At 51.7% G+C, this 19,539-nt stretch carries 18 protein-coding genes; 15 read left to right on the plus strand and 3 right to left on the minus strand.

Translation table 11 applies throughout. The annotated features are described in order from the left end of the window. Positions 1-153: 153 nt before the first annotated feature. The 8 genes from KCG43_RS00005 (at position 154) to deoD (ending at position 7,818) form a co-directional block, all read left to right on the plus strand. Complete coding sequence (locus tag KCG43_RS00005) at positions 154-351, plus strand: hypothetical protein (RefSeq protein WP_218383324.1); 198 nt, start codon at positions 154-156, stop codon at positions 349-351. Continuing rightward, positions 335-1,144, plus strand: coding sequence for a TatD family hydrolase (locus KCG43_RS00010; RefSeq protein ID WP_370630645.1), 810 nt, complete (start codon positions 335-337; stop codon positions 1,142-1,144). The genes KCG43_RS00005 and KCG43_RS00010 overlap by 17 nt, the downstream gene beginning before the upstream one ends. Positions 1,145-1,356: 212 nt before the next feature. Continuing rightward, positions 1,357-2,646, plus strand: coding sequence for a NupC/NupG family nucleoside CNT transporter (locus tag KCG43_RS00015; protein ID WP_192015621.1), 1,290 nt, complete (start codon positions 1,357-1,359; stop codon positions 2,644-2,646). 293 nt (positions 2,647-2,939) lie between these two features. After that, a complete protein-coding gene (locus KCG43_RS00020; protein ID WP_192015622.1) occupies positions 2,940-3,110 on the plus strand; it encodes a XapX domain-containing protein in 171 nt (56 codons plus the stop codon). Between the two features lie 383 nt (positions 3,111-3,493). Next, the gene (gene deoC, locus KCG43_RS00025; RefSeq protein WP_192015623.1) at positions 3,494-4,267 is read left to right on the plus strand and encodes a deoxyribose-phosphate aldolase; all 774 of its coding nucleotides are present in this window, start codon (positions 3,494-3,496) and stop codon (positions 4,265-4,267) included. Between the two features lie 172 nt (positions 4,268-4,439). Continuing rightward, positions 4,440-5,771 carry a thymidine phosphorylase gene (gene deoA, locus KCG43_RS00030; protein ID WP_218382680.1) on the plus strand — a complete coding sequence of 444 codons (1,332 nt, stop codon included), beginning with the start codon at positions 4,440-4,442 and terminating at the stop codon, positions 5,769-5,771. A 12-nt stretch (positions 5,772-5,783) separates the two neighbouring features. Then, positions 5,784-7,004 carry a phosphopentomutase gene (gene deoB, locus KCG43_RS00035; RefSeq protein WP_218383261.1) on the plus strand — a complete coding sequence of 407 codons (1,221 nt, stop codon included), beginning with the start codon at positions 5,784-5,786 and terminating at the stop codon, positions 7,002-7,004. 91 nt (positions 7,005-7,095) lie between these two features. Further along, positions 7,096-7,818, plus strand: coding sequence for a purine-nucleoside phosphorylase (gene deoD / locus KCG43_RS00040; protein WP_192015625.1), 723 nt, complete (start codon positions 7,096-7,098; stop codon positions 7,816-7,818). Between the two features lie 155 nt (positions 7,819-7,973). Here the strand turns inward: deoD and KCG43_RS00045 are convergent, their stop codons facing one another. After that, positions 7,974-8,591: a YtjB family periplasmic protein gene (locus tag KCG43_RS00045; protein ID WP_192015626.1), complete on the minus strand. Its 618-nt coding sequence runs from the start codon at positions 8,589-8,591 to the stop codon at positions 7,974-7,976. Between the two features lie 113 nt (positions 8,592-8,704). Here KCG43_RS00045 and serB point away from each other — a divergent pair, with 113 nt between their 5' ends. From serB to KCG43_RS00065, 4 genes are all read left to right on the plus strand, one after another. Continuing rightward, complete coding sequence (gene serB, locus KCG43_RS00050) at positions 8,705-9,655, plus strand: phosphoserine phosphatase (protein WP_192015627.1); 951 nt, start codon at positions 8,705-8,707, stop codon at positions 9,653-9,655. A gap of 455 nt (positions 9,656-10,110) precedes the next feature. After that, the gene (locus KCG43_RS00055) at positions 10,111-10,614 is read left to right on the plus strand and encodes a YgjV family protein (protein ID WP_192015628.1); all 504 of its coding nucleotides are present in this window, start codon (positions 10,111-10,113) and stop codon (positions 10,612-10,614) included. Positions 10,615-10,657: 43 nt separating this feature from the next. After that, positions 10,658-11,152 carry a GNAT family N-acetyltransferase gene (locus KCG43_RS00060; protein WP_218382682.1) on the plus strand — a complete coding sequence of 165 codons (495 nt, stop codon included), beginning with the start codon at positions 10,658-10,660 and terminating at the stop codon, positions 11,150-11,152. Between the two features lie 115 nt (positions 11,153-11,267). Beyond that, positions 11,268-12,188: a PhzF family phenazine biosynthesis protein gene (locus KCG43_RS00065; protein WP_370630646.1), complete on the plus strand. Its 921-nt coding sequence runs from the start codon at positions 11,268-11,270 to the stop codon at positions 12,186-12,188. 102 nt (positions 12,189-12,290) lie between these two features. On the opposite strand, the gene KCG43_RS00070 is transcribed toward KCG43_RS00065, so the two are convergent. After that, positions 12,291-13,199, minus strand: coding sequence for a LysR family transcriptional regulator (locus tag KCG43_RS00070; protein WP_218382683.1), 909 nt, complete (start codon positions 13,197-13,199; stop codon positions 12,291-12,293). A gap of 95 nt (positions 13,200-13,294) precedes the next feature. On the opposite strand from KCG43_RS00070, the gene KCG43_RS00075 reads away from it, so the two are divergent. Continuing rightward, entirely contained in the window at positions 13,295-14,485 is a 1,191-nt protein-coding gene (locus KCG43_RS00075; RefSeq protein WP_218382684.1) for an MFS transporter, read from the plus strand. Between the two features lie 229 nt (positions 14,486-14,714). Next, on the plus strand, positions 14,715-15,368 hold the full coding sequence (locus tag KCG43_RS00080; RefSeq protein WP_218382685.1) for a glutathione S-transferase family protein: 654 nt from the start codon (positions 14,715-14,717) through the stop codon (positions 15,366-15,368). Positions 15,369-15,490: 122 nt separating this feature from the next. On the opposite strand, the gene KCG43_RS00085 is transcribed toward KCG43_RS00080, so the two are convergent. Next, on the minus strand, positions 15,491-17,851 hold the full coding sequence (locus tag KCG43_RS00085) for a PilZ domain-containing protein (protein WP_218382686.1): 2,361 nt from the start codon (positions 17,849-17,851) through the stop codon (positions 15,491-15,493). A 188-nt stretch (positions 17,852-18,039) separates the two neighbouring features. Here KCG43_RS00085 and radA point away from each other — a divergent pair, with 188 nt between their 5' ends. After that, complete coding sequence (gene radA / locus KCG43_RS00090) at positions 18,040-19,428, plus strand: DNA repair protein RadA (RefSeq protein WP_218382687.1); 1,389 nt, start codon at positions 18,040-18,042, stop codon at positions 19,426-19,428. The last annotated feature ends 111 nt before the right edge of the window (positions 19,429-19,539 follow it).

A 19,539-nucleotide genomic window follows, 5' to 3' on the forward strand; every position in this document is an offset into this window, starting at 1 on the left:
CTGATTTCAGGGGCTTTTTTTTGTTCGGTTGACATCATGTCTCTTCGCTTGCTTGATGTCACGCAGCTCAGGAATGATACTGTTCAGTATTCAAACTATTCCTGACATAATCATGCAGGCTGTCTGAATCTGAACTGCAAGGAGGAGAGCACTGTGTTAACTCTGATCCGCCGTTGGCTGGCTCACTATGATGCCTGGTGCGAGCGTATGGGCTTTGTGCCGGAAAACCGGCGCTGCTGTGCACCCGTCCGCTATGATGAAGACGATGCCCGTCATCCGGCGCAGCGCGCTGCCAGGGCAAGAGCGTGTCAGTCAGTGAAAAAGGATACCTCAGGTGCAGCTGATAGATAGTCACTGCCATTTCGATTTTCCGCCGTTTGCCGCTGATCCAGAGTCCTATCTGGCACAGGCCGGGCAGGCTGGCGTCAGCCATATCGTGATCCCATCGGTGGGGGCGCGAAACTGGCAGCCCATTCAGACACTGTGTGCCCGCACGGCATCCCCTGCACAGCCGGCACTCTTCTATGCGCTGGGCATGCACCCGTATTTTGCTTCCGAGCATGATGCCGACACACTGAGCCAGCTTGAGAACAGGCTGAAAAAGGTCAGTCAGGAGACGGGCAACCGCTGTGTGGCTGTCGGGGAGTGCGGGCTGGATTTTGCTATCCCGAATGCAGACAGACAGCAGCAAAAGGGCTGGCTGATCAGGCAACTGGAATTAGCCAATCAATTTAACCTGCCGGTGATACTTCACTGCCGGAAAGCTTTCCCTGAACTGATGCAATGCCTGAAATCTTGCCCGCCAATTCGGGGAGGGGTTTATCATGCATTCAGTGGTAGTTTGCAGCAAGCGTCTCAACTTCTTGATCTAGGTATCAAAATTGGCGTCGGTGGTACGATCACCTATCGCAGAGCGAACAAAACTCGAACTACAATGACTCAGTTACCTCTCGATGCGATGTTACTGGAAACCGATGCGCCAGATATGCCGTTGGCCGGTTACCAGGGAGAGCCGAATCAGCCGGACAGAGTGGCGTTAGTGCTGGCGGCTCTGGCTGAACTGAGGTCAGAATCATTGGCGGCACTTGCTGCTGCTACTAGCAAAAATGCAGAAGTTTTGTTTGCACTGCCTTCTCAAACTTGATGATTTTGACATTTCTCTGGCTTTTCTTTATCCATCAGGCGGTGACTTGGTGTGACCTCTATCACACTTGATGTTCATCTTTCACTCGGTTTCCAATCAAAGTGTGATGTGTGCATTACATGCTGTAAGTTGCCATGCGTATAATGCGCCCGACTCTTGAGAGAGCCGAATTGTCGAGACGCCAAAATTTAACTATAGGGATGCCATAAACTATGAGCGTGTTTATGAGCCTGGTTGGGATGGTTGTACTGCTGCTTGTGGCTGTGCTGCTGTCTGATAACCGTAAAGCTATTAACTTACGTACTGTGGGTGGCGCGTTTGCCATTCAACTCTTTTTCGGCGCATTCGTACTGTATGTGCCGGTAGGCCGTGATGTACTGTATGGTGCATCACAATTCGTTGCAAGTGTGATCGGTTACGGCGATCAGGGGATTTCTTTCCTGTTCGGCGGTCTGGTATCAGGCAAGATGTTTGAAGTCTTCGGTGGCGGCGGTTTCGTTTTCGCCCTGAAAGTGCTGCCGGTTATTGTGTTCTTCTCAGCACTGATCAGCGTACTGTACTATCTGGGTATCATGCAGTTTGTGATTAACATTCTGGGTGGTGGTCTACAGAAAGCACTGGGAACGTCCCGTGCCGAATCCATGTCTGCAACAGCGAACATTTTCGTGGGTCAAACTGAAGCACCGCTGGTTGTGCGTCCGTTTGTACCTAAGATGACTCAGTCTGAGCTGTTCGCTGTGATGTGTGGTGGTCTGGCGTCTGTTGCCGGTGGTGTACTGGCCGGTTATGCCTCTATGGGTGTACCGCTGGAATACCTGATTGCAGCCTCTTTCATGGCGGCACCGGGTGGTCTGTTGTTTGCGAAAATCATCAAACCTGAAACAGAAACGCCTTTGGATCAATTGGGCGTTGATAAAGATGATGAAGGTCACGATGACAAGCCTGCTAACGTCATTGACGCAGCGGCTGCGGGTGCCTCTTCCGGTATGCAACTGGCACTGAACGTCGGTGCGATGCTGCTGGCGTTCATCGGTCTGATTGCTCTGATCAACGGTATGTTGGGTTGGTTTGGCGGCTGGTTCGGTATGCCTGAGCTGACGCTGGAACTGATCCTGGGTTATGTCTTCCAGCCGCTGGCTTTCCTGATTGGTGTGCCTTGGAATGAAGCACAGGTTGCCGGTTCTTTCATCGGTCAGAAAATAGTCGTGAACGAGTTCGTGGCTTACCTGAACTTCACGCCGTACCTGAAAGATGTGGCTGATGGTGGTCTGCTGGTTGCTGAAACTGGTGTAGCGATGACTGAGAAGACCAAAGCGATCATTTCTTTCGCACTGTGTGGTTTCGCAAACCTGTCTTCTATCGCTATCCTGCTGGGCGGTCTGGGCGGTCTGGCACCAAGCCGTCGTCACGACATTGCCCGCTTCGGTATGAAAGCCGTTGCCGCAGGTACGCTGTCTAACCTGATGTCTGCAACGATTGCAGGTCTGTTCCTGTCACTGTAATTCAGTCAGAAACCGTCAGTTTGAAAACGCCACAGCTTAGCTGTGGCGTTTTTTTTCGCCTCGCATTTTCTTTGCCGCTGACACTGGCGGCAGTCAACAGAATCAGTAACTATCTGAATCATTTTCAGTAAAAGCCGGTAAAAACCGTCAATTGACTCTTCCTTCACTCAGGCGGTACGCGCATGCTTAAGGGGTCAGCAGACACTTGGTTTTCTGCGGTCTACACTCTGTGAGTATTTCCAGACCGGATTGCATCGCACTCCCAGTCTGGTAACAACGACTGGAGTGATAGCATGCATGACGTGATAGTGGCTTTACTGGCAGGTGTGATAGTTGGGCTGATGTTTTCCGCGCTTAAACTGCCGATTCCGGCTCCCCCTGTGTTATCCGGGGTGATGGGCATTGTCGGTGTGTATATCGGCGGGCAGCTGTATCAATGGCTGATTGAACGTTTCTTTTCCTGAACAAGGTTCAGAATTGATCCGGACGGATAGATGACGATAGCCGCGTGCTGAATCAACACATTATCCACCCTGGGAAACGTCTATTGTATGGTTTGCCTCTGAGCTCCTTGGTAAAATGGCTGCGTTGAATCGCAGGTTGATGATATCTGCGTGTAAGTATCCTGATAATTCTGTGAATTAGGATGCAAAAATGAATGGCTGGCAAGGTGATGCCACCTTGCGCGGTGAAAAGGACGTCGATCGGGCACGCTGTAAAGGGCCTGAGTCTTCATGGAATCAAGTCCGCTTCTGTTTCTCTGAGGCTACAATCGGCAGAGTTACTACTGTCTGAGTGGGCAAAGTGAACAGAACACTTGGTAGAACATAATCGACTGGAGAAAGTCATGAGCGATTTAAAAACGGCTGCACTGCGTGCGTTAAAACTGATGGACCTGACCACACTGAACGATGACGATACCGATGCGAAAGTGATCGAACTGTGTAAGAACGCGAAAACCCCTGTCGGAAATACCGCGGCGATTTGTATTTATCCGCGTTTTATTCCGGTTGCCAAAAAGCAGCTGCGCGAACAGGGCACGCCGGATGTTCGTATTGCTACAGTGACCAACTTCCCGCACGGCAACGATGACATTGACATTGCCGTTGCTGAAACCAAAGCGGCCGTTGCTTACGGTGCAGATGAAGTGGATGTGGTGTTCCCGTACCGCGCCCTGATTGCCGGTAACGAGGAAGTGGGCTTTGAGCTGGTTAAACAGTGTAAAGCCGCCTGCGGTGACATTCTGCTGAAAGTGATTATTGAAACCGGTGAGCTCAAAGAGCCGGCACTGATCCGCAAAGCCTCTGAAATTTCTATCAAAGCCGGTGCGGATTTCATCAAGACCTCAACAGGCAAAGTACCAGTGAACGCAACGCCTGAAGCGGCAGAGATTATGTTGACGGTAATCAAAGACATGGGCGTACAGAACAGCGTAGGCTTTAAGCCTGCCGGTGGTGTACGTACCGCTGAAGACGCACAGCAGTTCCTGGCGATGGCTGATCGTATTCTGGGTGCCGACTGGGCAGACAGCGCACACTATCGTTTTGGTGCATCCAGCTTGCTGGCAAACCTGCTCAATACGCTGGGTGAAGGCGAGAAAGCCGCAGAAGGCGGTTACTGATACCACAGGTATCGGTTGACCGATTCTGAACCTGATCTGTGGCAGCCGGCTCAACGGGCTGCCACAGGAAACTGCCAAATAAAGGGAAAGACCGCGCCTGTCTGCTCGTGCTGCTGACGCTGTTTGGTCTGCCGGGCGTTATTGTCTCTCCCCAGCCATGTCGAGGCATCCTATGTATTTACCTCAGGAAATTATCCGCAAGAAGCGCGATAACATCGCACTCACCCAAGACGAAATTAACTTCTTTATTCAGGGCATCGCCAAAGACACTGTGTCTGAGGGCCAGATCGCAGCTTTCGCGATGGCGGTGTACTTCAACGACATGACCATGAATGAGCGGGTTGCACTGACCTGTGCCATGCGCGACTCAGGCATGGTGCTGAACTGGGATCACATGAACTTTGGCGGCCCGATTGTCGACAAACACTCCACCGGCGGTGTGGGTGATGTGACCTCACTGATGCTCGGCCCCATGGTCGCCGCCTGTGGCGGTTTCGTGCCTATGATTTCAGGTCGTGGTCTGGGCCATACCGGCGGCACGCTGGATAAACTGGAATCCATTCCGGGCTATAACATCATGCCGTCGAACGAGGTGTTCGGTCAGGTTACCAAAAGTGCAGGCGTGGCCATTATCGGTCAGACCGGTGATCTTGCACCGGCTGATAAGCGAGTGTATGCCACCCGCGATATTACCGCCACGGTTGATAATATCTCACTGATCACTGCCTCTATTCTGTCGAAGAAGCTGGCCGCAGGTCTGGAATCGCTGGTGATGGACGTCAAAGTGGGTTCAGGCGCTTTCATGCCAACTTATGAGGCTTCGGAAGAACTGGCGAAATCCATTGTGGCCGTGGCCAACGGTGCTGGCACCAAAACCACCGCCTTACTGACCGACATGAACCAGATACTGGCTTCCAGTGCCGGTAACGCAGTAGAAGTGCGCGAAGCCGTCCAGTTCCTGACCGGCGAATACCGCAATCCGCGCTTGTTTGAAGTCACTATGGCGCTGTGTGCAGACATGCTGTTGAACGCAGGCCTGGCCAAAGACGAAAGCGAAGCCCGTGCTAAGTTGCAAGCGGTGCTGGACAACGGCGCAGCGGCAGAGCGGTTCGGCAAAATGGTGCACGGCCTGGGTGGTCCGGCTGATTTTGTTGAAAACTATAATAATTATCTGGCGAATGCAGAGATCATCAAACCTGTGTTTGCTGAAACCAGCGGCTTTGCCGGGGCGATGGATACCCGCGCACTGGGCATGGCCGTGGTGAGCATGGGCGGTGGCCGGAAAGTGGCTTCTGACAGTATTGATTATGCGGTGGGTCTGACTGACATGATACGTCTGGGTCAGACGCTTGATAAGCAGACCCCGCTGGCCGTTATCCATGCCCGCAATGAAGCACAATGGCAGGACGCTGCGAATGCTGTTCGTCAGGCTGTCACAGTCACTGAGCAGGCACCGGCGGCGACACCAGAGGTATACCGTCGCATCCGTGCTGAAGATGTCTAAATTGGAGCAATGATGAAAAGAGCAATTATCCTGGTACTCGATTCTTTTGGCTTGGGTGCCACTGAAGATGCGGTCAAATTCGGCGATGTGGGTGCGAACACCATGGGCCATATTGCCAAAGCCTGTGCTGAAGGCCGTGCCGACAATGCCGAACGGAGCGGTTTGCTGAACCTGCCAAACCTGACCCGACTGGGTCTGGGTAAGGCAGCGGAAGAGTCCTGCGGTGAATTCCCGCAAGGCTTAGATCCTGTGGCTGAGATCACCGGCGCCTACGGTCACGCTGCTGAGATCTCATCTGGCAAAGACACCCCGTCTGGCCACTGGGAAATCGCCGGTGTGCCGGTATTGTTCGACTGGGGTTACTTCAGCGACACCAGCAACAGTTTCCCGCAGGAGCTGCTGGATCGCATTGTCGAACGTGCACAACTGCCGGGATACCTGGGTAATTGCCATGCTTCCGGTACTCAGGTACTGGACGATCTGGGCGAGGAGCACATGAAAACCGGCAAGCCGATTTTCTATACCTCGGCAGATTCTGTGTTCCAGATTGCCTGCCATGAAGAGACTTATGGCCTAGATAACCTGATGACGCTGTGCGAGATCGTGCGCGAAGAGCTGGAAGACTACAATATCGGCCGCGTGATTGCCCGTCCGTTTATCGGCGCAGGTAAAGGCCAGTTTGAACGTACCGGTAACCGCCGTGATCTGTCTCTTGAGCCACCGTCAGCTACTGTGCTGCAAAAACTGGTGGAAGAGAAGCAAGGTGACGTGGTGTCTGTCGGTAAGATTGCCGATATTTATGCCCATTGCGGTATCACCCAGAAAGTGAAAGCGACCGGACTGGAAGCTCTGTTTGATGCCACCCTGGCACAAATGGAAAAAGTCGGTGACAACACCATAGTGTTCACTAACTTTGTCGATTTCGATTCCGCCTACGGCCACCGCCGCGATGTGGCCGGTTATGCCGCCGCGCTGGAATATTTTGACCGTCGCCTGCCTGAGCTGCTGTCGCAGCTGAAAGAACACGACGTGCTGATCATCACGGCCGATCACGGCTGTGATCCAACCTGGCCGGGCACAGATCATACCCGTGAGCACATTCCTGTGCTGGTGAGTGGTCCTAAGATCCCGGCTGGCTCACTGGGTCGCCGCGACACCTTTGCCGATATCGGCCAGAGTCTGGCGAGCTACTTCGGTACCACGGCAATGGATTACGGCAAATCTTTTCTGTAACCGCACTGCAGTGTGGTGAGGTTTGACGCTGAATGCGCCACTGCTTCATCCATAATGGATGAGGCACTCAACAAATTTAAGGAGCGAACAGATGGCTACTCCACATATTAACGCTGAAATGGGTGATTTTGCCGACGTGGTTCTGATGCCGGGCGACCCGTTGCGTGCCAAGTTCATCGCAGACACTTTCCTGGAAGAGGTGAAAGAAGTCTGTAATGTGCGCAATATGTACGGTTACACCGGCACATACAAAGGTCGCAAGATCTCTGTTATGGGCCACGGTATGGGCATTCCATCCTGTTCTATCTATGCCACTGAGCTGGTCAAAGACTTCGGCGTGAAGAAAATCATCCGTGTCGGCAGCTGTGGTGCCGTGCGTGATGACGTCAATCTGCGCGATGTGGTGATCGGCATGGGAGCCTCGACCGACTCTAAAGTGAACCGCATCCGTTTTGGTGGTCACGATTTTGCGGCCATTGCTGATTTTGGCATGGTAAAAAATGCCGTGGATGCCGCCAAAGCCAAAGGTATTGAAGTCAAAGTTGGTAACCTGTTCTCAGCCGACTTGTTTTACAACCCGGATTTCGACTTCTTCAAGACCATGGATAAGTACGGCATTCTGGGTGTGGAAATGGAAGCGGCAGGGATTTACGGTGTGGCGGCGGAATTCGGTGCCAAAGCCCTGACCATATGTACTGTGTCTGACCACATTCTGCGTGGCGAAGCGACGACTTCTGATGAGCGTCAGACCACGTTTTTAGAGATGATGGAAATCGCCCTGGAATCTGTCCTGCTGGGTGATAAAGACGCCTGAGTTTGAGTCTACGCTTGTGGAGACAGGCGGACGCGCAAAAGAGGCTTCGGCCTCTGACTCAAAGCAAAAGACGACCGCATGGTCGTCTTTTTTTTGCTCATACCACGTGGGACAATGCAGCTCTGCAAGCGCTTTCGCCGCATCGGAGAGAATACCTAATCCTTGGCGTTGGCCGTCAGCAGGAAGGGGAAATGCCACACGTCTTTTCGGCGCCCGAAGGTATAAGCCAGAATAAAACCGATGAACAGCGCAACCAGCAGCATGCCCCGCACCGTGTTTGTCATAGTGTCGATTTGATCCGCGGCGTGCTGGACCAGTTTGCCGTGTTCCAGCGTCAGGCGGATAAAGCCGACCACTTGCCCCTCATCGGTCATCACAGGCTGAACCAGTTGCTGGCGGCCGATACTGGCAGTAGAAAGAGGGGTGGTCAGGCCGGACACCTGCTCAAGCGGCATCGCATCTTCGGTTTGCGCCAGCGGAACACCTTCAAGATCATAAATACTGGCGTCCAGTATCAGGGGTTCATCGGAAATACGGTTGACCAGATCCTGCAGCTTGTCCTGCTGTTTGTCGAGAATATCGCCAGCTGCTGTGCTGGCCGCCTGACGGGCGATAATGCGAGACAGCGACTGCGTCTGCTCACTCAGCATGTTGAAGTTGTTCTGATTCAGCCGGGCGCCGTACTCCAGCATGGTAATCAAGCCGGCAAAACTAACGGCTAATACCAGAAACTGCCAGATACGCTGCATGCGTACAGTTTTGAACTTAAACATAGTCGTGACTTCTTCGATAAGGCTAACTGAGCAATATTGGGACTTGCCCTGACAAATTGCAATAGGGTACTTTGAAGGGAGTTGAATACGCCTTTACAGGGATGTGATATACAGTGCTGACCATAAAAAAACATACTTCGCTTCATACCCGCTTTCCAGACTGTGTTGCCAGCAGTAATCTGGATGTTAAACACGTGGCTTCAGTGATTTACAGTAAATCTCTGACCACAGATCGTATCGATCGTCTTGAAACCCAGACTGGTGAGAGCCTGTCGCCGGTGGCCGCCTGGAAGGTGGGCGAGTACGATGTGCTGCTGCTGACCAATCCCTTGTCCGACACCCTGATCAGTGCGCTGGACGCCAATAAGATTGATTACGCCCATTATAAAGACTTGCCGGATTTGTCCGAGCCGGGTCTGGTGGTGTTTGATATGGACTCCACGGCGATTCAAATCGAATGTATTGATGAAATTGCCAAACTGGCCGGTGTCGGTGAGCAGGTGGCGGAAGTGACTGAGCGAGCCATGCAGGGGGAGCTGGATTTTGAACAGAGCCTGCGCCAGCGCGTCGGCACACTCAAAGGCGCCAGTGCTGACATTCTGCTGCAGGTTCGCAACCAGCTGCCTCTGATGCCGGAAATGCGCGATTTGGTGATGGCGCTGCACCATTATGGCTGGAAAACCGCGATTGCTTCCGGCGGCTTTACCTATTTCTCTGATTATCTCAAAGACGAGCTGAACCTGACTCACGCCCAGTCCAACCAGTTGGAAATCGTTGACGGTAAACTAACCGGTCAGGTACTCGGCAGCGTGGTTGATGCACAAACCAAGGCCGATATCCTGCGCGAGCTGGCAGAAGAATACGATATCGCCAGGCACAACACGGTTGCGGTCGGTGACGGCGCCAATGATCTGGTGATGATGGCCGCTGCCGGGCTGGGTATCGCTTACCATGCCAAACCCAAAGTGGTAGCAGCCGCACCAGCCGCCGTCCGCTACGCCGATCTCGGCGGCGTGCTGTGTATTCTTTCCGCTTCACTCTGGCCGCAGAAAATCGGCTGGTAGGTGATTCTGAAACAATGGAAAAAGCGAAATCGGTCGGTTTCGCTTTTTTCGGCTATCAGCAATGCTGTTTGTTTGTAGACTCAATGATCACGGTCACGATGCAGAAGCAAAATCGCTTACTGGTTGGCTGATTTGATCCGGACGAAGTGTGTTGAAGGGCAGGTATAAGTAGCGCAACTTACGACGGCATCCTTGAGATCGTTTTTGGCGCCCGTACCTAAAGGAACACAGTGGGATATTGGCCAGAATCGGGAGGTTTTTTGCATTATTGATTTTGAATCAAAGTCTTGCCTTGGTTTACTCACTGCGGATACTGAAGTTATGATTTGGCTGAATCAATGCCATAGACGGGTTGTGGCATGGTGGCCTCCGGCGATTTGTAGTCAGACTAACCTAGTGTGGCAAAGCCTGATGAGAGGCAGTCCATGTCATTCGTTATATTTACAGGAGGTTTAGTGACACCATTTTTCCTATCTCAAGTCTTAGTTGCTGTGGCTATTTGCTTTGATTTGATGTCATTCCAATTCAAAGACAGGCGAAAAATTGTAACTTGTCTGTTCTTCGCTGGAACGTTGATTTCCAGTCATTTTATTCTGCTTGAGCAATGGACTGCAGCAAGTCTAATGGTTATCGCTACCATTCGATATTTGGTGAGCGTATTTTCCACTTCGCCAAAGCTCAAATATCTATTCTGCACTGCATCAGTTATCTCGACTGTTGTAACCTACTCTGGGTTAGCCAGTGTAATTAGTTGTTTTGCATCCATTTTTCAATCGATCGCTGCGTTTAATAAAGATGACCGTCGTTTAAGAGAGTTTATGATTGTCGGTACAGCTCTTTGGCTTATACATAATTATGTTGTAGGCTCACCAACCGCCGTCTTGATGGAAGTTCTCTTTATTTTTAGTAACTTAATTGGCTATTATCGCTACTACTATAAAAGCTCGGCAGCAGTATAAAATAACAAATGCTTCAGAGGGGCAGTAGCCGGCAAGAGGAAATATGGAAGTATCTCTCAAACAAATAGACCTGGGTTCGCGTAATATATTGGAGAATCTTTTCTCTTATTATGTCTATGATATGTCAGAGTTTATGGGGTGGGGGCCAAATTCAGAAGGATTGTATACGTTCAATTCTGAGACGTTGGATTCGTACTGGAAAGAAGCTAGTCATGTGCCTTACTTTATTTATGTTGATAAGGAAATTGCTGGCTTTGCATTAGTTCGAAATTATTCGATTGAACCAGAGATTTTTGATATTGAGCAGTATTTCGTATTGCGTAAGTTCAAAGGAAAGGGGGTTGGTAAAAAGGCGCTTTTAGCGGTTGTAGCTAATCATCCAGGTAAGTGGCAAATTCGTGTTCTAAAGGAAAATGAAGCGGCATTGAAGTTTTGGGTTTCAGCGGTCAAAAATATAGTAGGCAGCCGTTACGACGTTTCATTGGACATTGATGTGGATTTAGAAATGTACTTCATACGCTTTGAGGCAGTCAGTTAATAAGGCTACATGGACTCCCCGGCACTCTTTGAGCAGACAAAGAGTGCCGGGCGCGCATCAAACAATGCCGAGAAGCACACCGAACGCAAGCGCGACATAGGTTCCACAAGAATGGATGTCTTTTTATAAACGTTTTGTGGAACAACATTTTACGGAGAAATTAAAATCGATGAAAATTGACGCTTATTTGGTTAATTCCTTTACTGCCAATACCACCGGCGGAAATCCTGCCGGCGTAGTGCTGCATGCAGATAATCTTTCTGACGAAGAAAAACTAAACATCGCCAAAGCCGTTGGTTATTCAGAAACGGCGTTTGTATCCCAAGACGACGAAGCCGATTTTGAGCTGTCTTTTTTTACCACAACGGATGAAGTGGACTTCTGCGGTCATGCCACCTTAGCTGCATTTTCAACAATGTATCAAAAAGGGATCGTAACCGATGGACAATATGTTCAGAGGACTAAAGCAGGTTTACTTGCCGTCACTATAGAGCCTGATGGTCATATCGTTATGGCGCAGAAATTACCTGAATACCTTGGGGTGTTTGATTGTGAGGCGATATCAGCGTTAATTGGCATTGACTCGACAGTTCTGGCGTCAAGCGGGTTACCTGCCGAGGTTATTTCAACAGGCTTGCCAGATATGATTGTTCCCGTGCCATTGGGGTATCTGGATAGAATCCAGGTAAATGAAGACTTACTCAGTGATTTTTGCAGAGAACATGATCTTGTCAGTCTCCATGCTTTTGAACTGTGCGAGAAAGACAGCGACCTGACTGCGAGCTGTCGGAACTTTGCCCCTTTGTTTGGCATCCCGGAAGAATCCGCAACCGGCAGTGCCAGCGGCGCCTTAGCCTGCTATTTATCCAAGCACCTTGGTAGCAAATATTCGGAAGGTTTTACTTTCGAGCAAGGAAGGGCAATGGACTGTGTGTCAATCATTACCGCGTCAGTTGAGTCGAACGAACAGGGGATTAGCAAGGTACTGGTCGGCGGTTTTGCTCATGAGATTGGGTTGCAGCAGGTCTTCTTATAACAATGTACTTAAATGGACAATGACCTTCCTCTGTTCTCAACAGTATAAAATGATATGAAAAATGTAGACCTGCACCTCAGCAAACGGGAGCACCCCTGCTCGTCATGTACCTGCTTCCTGATCACCCCAGTGGGATATGAGCGCCTCGCGAAACACAGTCAGTTTGGCCGAGTATTGCCGTGATGGCGGGTAGAGTAAAGTCAGCGGCTGAGGAGGCGGTGCATTGTGGCTGAGTACTTCCTGTAAGCGTCCGTCGGCGAGATATGGCCGAACGAAGAAAGTCAGCAACTGTACAATACCGGTGCCGGAGACAGCGGCTTCAACCAAAGGGTCGCCGTGATCAAGAATCAGATTCCCACCCACATCCATGCTGATGGGTTTTCCGTTATCTGTAAACCGCCATGGGTTAACCAGCCCGTTTGAAGATAAACGAACTCTCAGGCAGTTATGTTGCGATAACTCGTTGATATACTTTGGGACGCCACGTCTGGCAAGGTATTTAGCAGAGGCCACTGTGACCCAATTGGCTGGCGATAAGCGCCTGGCTATTACTCGGGCATCGGCAACGGGGCCGCTGCGAATGACCGCATCAAATCCCTCATCAATAATGTCGACTATTCGATCGGTCAAAACCAGTTCGATGTGTAACTGGGGATGGGATTCCAGTAACTCACTGACGATTGGAATCAGGATAGCCCGTCCAAATGCGGAAGGTGCACTGACTTTCAGCGTGCCTTTGGGGGCATTGCCATGATGCTGCACTTCATGCTGAGCATCAGAAAGTCCGGAGATTAATGGGCGGACGCGAAACAGAAATAATTCACCGTCTGCGGTCAGGCTCAGGCTGCGGGTATTGCGGTGCAACAATTTAACACCCAACTGTGCTTCCAGTCTGCTTATCGCTCTGGAAATACCCGATTGCGTGATACCTAGCTGCGTGGCTGCAACGGTGAAGCTTTGGTTGTCGGCCACCTTAATGAATTGCCTGATGGCATTGAGATCAGCATTCATGATTTAAGTCATTAGTGAAATGATTTCAAAGTGTTTATCGATCATATGTCATAAATGATACTGGGTGAATCTCAAACGTCATTTGGAATGAATTTATGCGATCTCCTCTACCTTCAGGGATTTACCTTCTTAGTCTCGGTATCTTTATCATGATTTCCTGCGAGTTGCAGGTGCTGGGTTTTATGCCTGCGCTGGCAGCAGATCTGGGGGTTTCAATTGCTGAGGTCGGTTATCTGGTTTCAGCTTTTGCTGCCAGTATGGCCATTGGCGGCCCAATCCTCATGCTTGCACTTTCTCGCTTCCCGCCGCGCATGATTCTGGCTTGCCTGTATACCATTTTTATCCTGGGTGAGCTGTTTGGCGCTCTGGCACACAGCTATAGCCAGCTGATGCTGGCGCGTGCTGTTACGGGTATGGTGTCCGGTGCATTCTTTGGGGTATCGATTGGGCTTTGTTCAAGGATGGTTGCCCCCAAAGATACGTTGCGAGCCGTTGCAATGGTACTGGCGGGTATCATGTTGGGCACCATTGTCGGCCTGCCTCTGGCAAAATTGATTGCAGAATATTGGGGATGGCGTGAAAGCTTTTATGTGGTCGTGGCACTGGCAGTGTTCAGTGCCGCCTTGACGCTGAAGGCGGTTCCGTCTTTACCAGCAGAAGCTTCACATCCGTTAAAGCAAGAGCTGAAAGGGGTACTGGATGTGAGGTTATGGTGGGTTTTTGCGACCAGCTTTTGTGTGATTGGTGCGGTTTATGCGCCGTTTAGCTTTATCGTGCCGATTCTGACTGATTTAGCGGCTCTGCCGGAAGGGGCTGTTACCTGGTTACTCTTGGCCTACGGGCTGTGTATGCTGGTTGGAAACTATGTCGTTGCTGGCCTGGCTGTGAAACATGCTAAAGCAACAATCATGAGCGGTCTGGCTATTATGATCACTGTTTTTGTGATGTTTGCGCTGTTTGCCGACATTGGCTGGGTAGCAGTGATTTGTCTGGTACTGTTGGGCTTTTGTGGGGTGAGCCTCAACCCGGCCCTGGTCAGCCGACTGATGTCGTTACCACAGGGGCAACGGGCCTTTATCAATACCTTGCACGCTTCTGTGATTAACGCCGGGATTATGTTCGGCAGCTTTGCGGCAGGTCTGACACTGGATTCAGGCTTCAGTCTGCATGCCACAATATGGCTGGGAGCTGCCATTGCGATTCTTGGTCTGACTGTGCTTGGAATGTCGCCTCAGCTTTGTGTATCGTCTGCCCAAACAGCGTCGCGACTGCCTCAGACAGATTAGTCCCGTATTCATTTTCGGACAATAGCAAGGCATTGTTGTCCTTTTAAAATGATTCTGCTGCCAGTTCCTTACCCAGATAAACCTCACCGCGGATATTGAAGCTAAGCTTGATTAAATCAATATCATAAACCGGCTGCGGCATAGTGAATCAGGCTGGGCAGGTGTGACAAAGCCTGATGCAGTGAAAGTCTATGTTACTGGTTGGGCAACTGAGCGGGAGAGCTGAACAATGAGCGAGCTGACTATCTGGACGTTAGACTGGGTACCTGAAGGCCCACGCGGATTCGTGCGTGACTTGCGGTTGCGATGGGCATGCGAGGAAGCAGGACTGTCATACAAAGTGCAAACGATCCCCTTTGATGACCGCGAGACCAATCATCTTGCCCGTCAGCCTTTTGGTCAGGTGCCGTTTTTGAGTGACGGTGAACTGCAGTTATTTGAAAGTGGCGCATGCCTTATGCATATTGCGCAGCAATCTGACAAGCTGATGCCGGGCGATGCTATTGGTCAGGCGCACACGCTGCAATGGGTATTTGCGGCGCTCAACTCTATCGAAATGGTCAGCGTACCCTGGTGGTTTCTGACGATTTCCGGTCATAGCGACAATGAACTTACCGGGTGGATGGGCAAGCGTCTGGCGCAGCTCGAGTGTGTGCTGAGCGAGCGAGAATGGCTAGCAGGCGATCGGTTCACGGCGGCGGACCTGCTGATGGCTGACGTGCTGCGTATACCGCAAGTGCGTGCTGTCAGTAACCGCCCGGCTTCGGAAGCCTACGTGGTTCGTTTAACCAGCCGTCCGGCCTTTAAGCCTATGCGGATCAGATGGCGCATTTCGAACTGGCCGACAAGGAGCGGGCTTAACCTGCCTTTCAGCTGTGTGTAAACCCGGATCTGACCTGCTCCCTCAAAACACGTTGAAGCTGCATTCTTGTTGTGAGGGAGAGGCCGATAGATTAACCTGTCAGAAATACCTGTTTTTGGTGCTCTCATTTAACCTAATGCGCGTTACAGGCCCAGCCTCAGCAGCACTTCATCGGTCACGTCGTAGAACTCACCGAATCCCATCAGCGAGGTAAACTCATTTTCCAGCGCTCTGGCGCGGTGCATGGCCAGGCGGGACAGCTCTGCCAGCTCCCGGCTGATCAGTGCGGTTGTCGGATCCAGCATAGGGACTGTGGTGATACGTACCGCCAGAAAATGCCCTTGCTCTCTGGCCTGCTGAGCAAATCGGCGGCGGGTGTCGCCTGTCGGAAAATCACTGAAAAGCTTGCTGAGCACTTTGGGCTGACCAAGCGGTTGAGGCAGTACCGCCAGATACATTTCGTGTACATAAGGCTCACTGACGGTTATCGGGCGCATCGGTTCGCTGAGCAAAGCTTTCACCCTGTTCTGGAAAATGGGTGCCAGATTGATCTGCTTGCCATTACCCAGCTCCATCATCAGTTTACCAAGCGCCGGCAGTGGCTGGTTAGCGCCCAACGCGCGTACTTTTACCTGATTATCAATTTTTTCGCAGAAGAAGGGCAAACAGTTGAGCCGTGTCAGCAGCATTTGGTGCATGGCCTGCAATAGCGGACCGGCAGGCATGATTTCTTCACTGACAGGCAGCCGCTCTTCGTTGTGCTTGATGAGCCGTCGCAGAAAATGTTCGCTGCGTGTGGCGTCATCGCCCCGCCCGGTTTCAAGTTGCACATTACGTCTGTCGGGACTCAAACGGACAACCTGATAAGGAATGCGTTTCAGCGGGGCATCTTTGGCCATTTTCAGCAGTTCATCGAAAGTGACTTTCAGCACATCACCCCGCTTGGCATCCAGCGGTTCAGTCAGGCGAATGTTCAGACCGCGGGTGGAGACATCAATACTGGTTCCGCTGAGAATACTGGCTTCTTTGTCCGCAGCGGTGGGCTGCGACAGGCTGACAGGTGTGCGGAACAGAAAGCGTGATTCGCTGCGCTGTGGCTTGGGATCAAAGTAAATGGCACGCGAGCCGGAAACGGGATTTCGCGGATGACGGAATGTGTGTAAGTACTTGCTGGGCAGTGCCGGTTTTTCTGTCAGGCGATAGTCGTGCTGGCCATCCTTGTTGGTTAAATTCTGCAGTACCCCGATATGGGTCAGACTGGAGAGGGTTTCCAGCAGCTCAGGTGCGATTTCCTGCAGCTGGATTTTGTCATCCTGGCTGATAGGGTAAAGCGTCAGGCGAACAACCCGCCAGCTTTCTCTTGTTGCCCCGATTTGCCAGAACAACTGCCGCTCTTCCACGCTCATCTCAGGCAAGGCGGCGGAATAAAAATAGGTTTTGCCTTCGTGCTGATGGGTAAAGCTGTAAATCAGCGTACTGCCCTGGCTCAGGCCTTCCTGTCCCAGAGTGCGGATACGATCTTCAGACAGCAGATGATTGATCACCGACTGATTACGCTCGTCATGCCAGTGTTCCCACAGGTGGCGGTTATGCTCTGTCTGCAGGCAATACTTCAGCTCATTACCGGCAAAAAACAGCGGTATGCTGCTGGTATGCTTGAGGAAGCTGTGCTCATAGCCCCGGGTGCGCGACTGAATAATTTTATCTTCATGGTTCTGGCGCGAGCGGCTGGCCGCCATTTTCTGACGGGCTTCAATCGCCTCTTTAAGGGCGTCACTGGATTCAATCAGCATCAGCCGCAGCCAGATATAGCTGTCGTTATCTGCATGGGGTGATACCCCCAGAATCCGGTAGCTGATCCCCTGCACGAGCCGCTCGTCTTTGAGTTGCTTGGCCAGTTCGGGGAAAAACGCGGTGACAACCTGACCGGTATGGTAGCGGAAGGCGGAAGACACCCGAAAGCGTGCGCCGGAAGGCGAAATATCTGATGTGGTGCCGTTCACTTCCTGTGAATAGGGCAGAGTCAGCACAACCGGTGTGGTGATCTGGATACGTTGTTCGCTGCGGCTGAGGTGGTAGCCAAAACGCAGCAGCTCGGCCCCAAAAGGCAGCGCTTCTGCCGTTTCTTCTGGTGGCGGAGCTTGTGTGTCCTGCTGCTGCATAACCCGGAAGTTGTTGCGGGTATTCATCAGCGATTCAAACAGGCCGACCCGGTATTGTTCGCCATAGGTTTTGATTCGGCGACGATAGACATTCATTGCCACATCATCCAGCCAGTGCGTCATACCGTGCATGTCGTAGGGGCGACACTCGCCACTGACCTTACCGCGTAAATCAACAGGCTGGCGGCAGGGGGCCATCAGGCGATTGATTTCCATTTTAACCTGTAAGCGTACCGGGCCACTGAGATCCGCGGTCAGGTGCTGAAACAAGTCATTAAAATCCCCGCTGTCATAAGCCGGGAGCAGTTGTTCTATCAGTCCTTTGTATTCATCCAGCAACATAGTGGTTTTAGCAATAGGTCTCTATCGGGTATGATCCCTATTGTGCAGTAAAACGAAGAATTGTCATAAGCTTGTAGGCGGAAAGTCAGGCATGACGCATGTCCTGTCTGTTTCTTAGCCACAGATTGGCTGTCGCCTGCACTGAGTGGCCCTTTCTGGTCACGGCTTGAAGACTCAAAAGGGATACAATGGCGAAAACCAAAAGAGCTTACGTCTGCAGTGATTGCGGCGCCGATTTTCCACGCTGGCAGGGCCAGTGCAGTGCGTGTGCCGCCTGGAATACCATTACTGAATTTACCATTCCCAAAACCAAGTCAGCACTTGGCAGTGCAAATGGCGGAGCTGCCAGCAGTTATGCCGGCTCGTCGACCAAAGTGCAGACGTTGTCGGATGTCGAAAGTAAAGATCTGCCGCGTTTCAGCTCGGGTATTTCAGAGCTTGACCGCGTGCTGGGTGGCGGTATCGTGCCGGGATCCGTGCTCTTACTCTGCGGTGATCCTGGTGCCGGTAAATCCACTTTGTTACTGCAAAGCATCGGGGCGGTTGCGGAATCCCGTCAGGCGCTGTATGTCTCGGGTGAGGAGTCGATTCACCAGATTTCGCAGCGGGCGAAGCGCCTTGCGACACCAAATATCGATAAAATACAGGTGGTAGCTGAAACCTCGGTCGAGCAAATTCTCAACCACGTGGTTGAGCAGAAAGTCTCCTTCGTGATTATTGATTCTATCCAGACCATGACAGTGGCGCACAATGAATCGGCGGCGGGCAGCCCGAGTCAGGTCAAAGAGTCGGCGGCGGCTCTGACCCGTTTTGCCAAGACAGAAGGCGTGACTTTCATGATTGTCGGCCACATCAATAAAGACTCGAATGTAGCCGGTCCGATGCAGCTGATTCACATAGTCGATGGCTTGTTCGCACTCTCGTCGACCTCGGATGAAAAATTCCGGGTATTGCGCACCTCGAAGAACCGCTTCGGTGCTGATTCTGAATCCTGTTTCTTTGCTATGACAGAAACAGGCATGAAGCAGGTCAAGAACCCGTCGGCGATATTTCTCAGCCGCTCTAACAAAAACCATGCAGGTTCGGTATGTACCACACTCTGGGAAGGCACACGCCCTTTGCTGGTGGAGATTCAGGCACTGTGCAATCAGTCGATGACGGAAGTACCGCGCCGTTTGAGCGTGGGGTATGACTCTAACCGGCTGGCGATGTCAATTGCCGTGCTGGCGCGCCATGGTGGTGTGATGCTGTCGGACATGGACATCTTTGTAAACTGTGTCGGCGGGATCCGGATCGAAGAGACCTCGGCGGACTTGTCTGTTTTGCTGGCGATATTCTCCAGTTTCAAAAACGCACCGATCCCACAGGATGTACTGGTGTTTGGTGAAATCGGCCTGAACGGTGATATCCGCCCGTCAGCGAACGGAGTCGAACGGATTCGGGAAGCGGCAAAGCAAGGCTTTACCCGTGCGATTATCCCGAAAGCCAATGCGAGCCGCCCGCTTCCCGGTATTGAAATCATGGCGGTTGAAGACTTGCAAGAAGCGCTGGCCGCGTTTGAGCGGGTCGCCGTTTAAACCACGAACCTTTTATATTATTCAGATTCTCCTGCCTGGCCGATTGTTGTGTGTAAGGCGAACACAGCAACCGGCTTCTGTTCCCGTCAGCCATGCGTTTTCAGGGAGATG

Source organism: Photobacterium sp. WH24 (genome assembly GCF_019204055.1).
Classification (GTDB): Bacteria; Pseudomonadota; Gammaproteobacteria; order Enterobacterales; family Vibrionaceae; genus Photobacterium; species Photobacterium arenosum.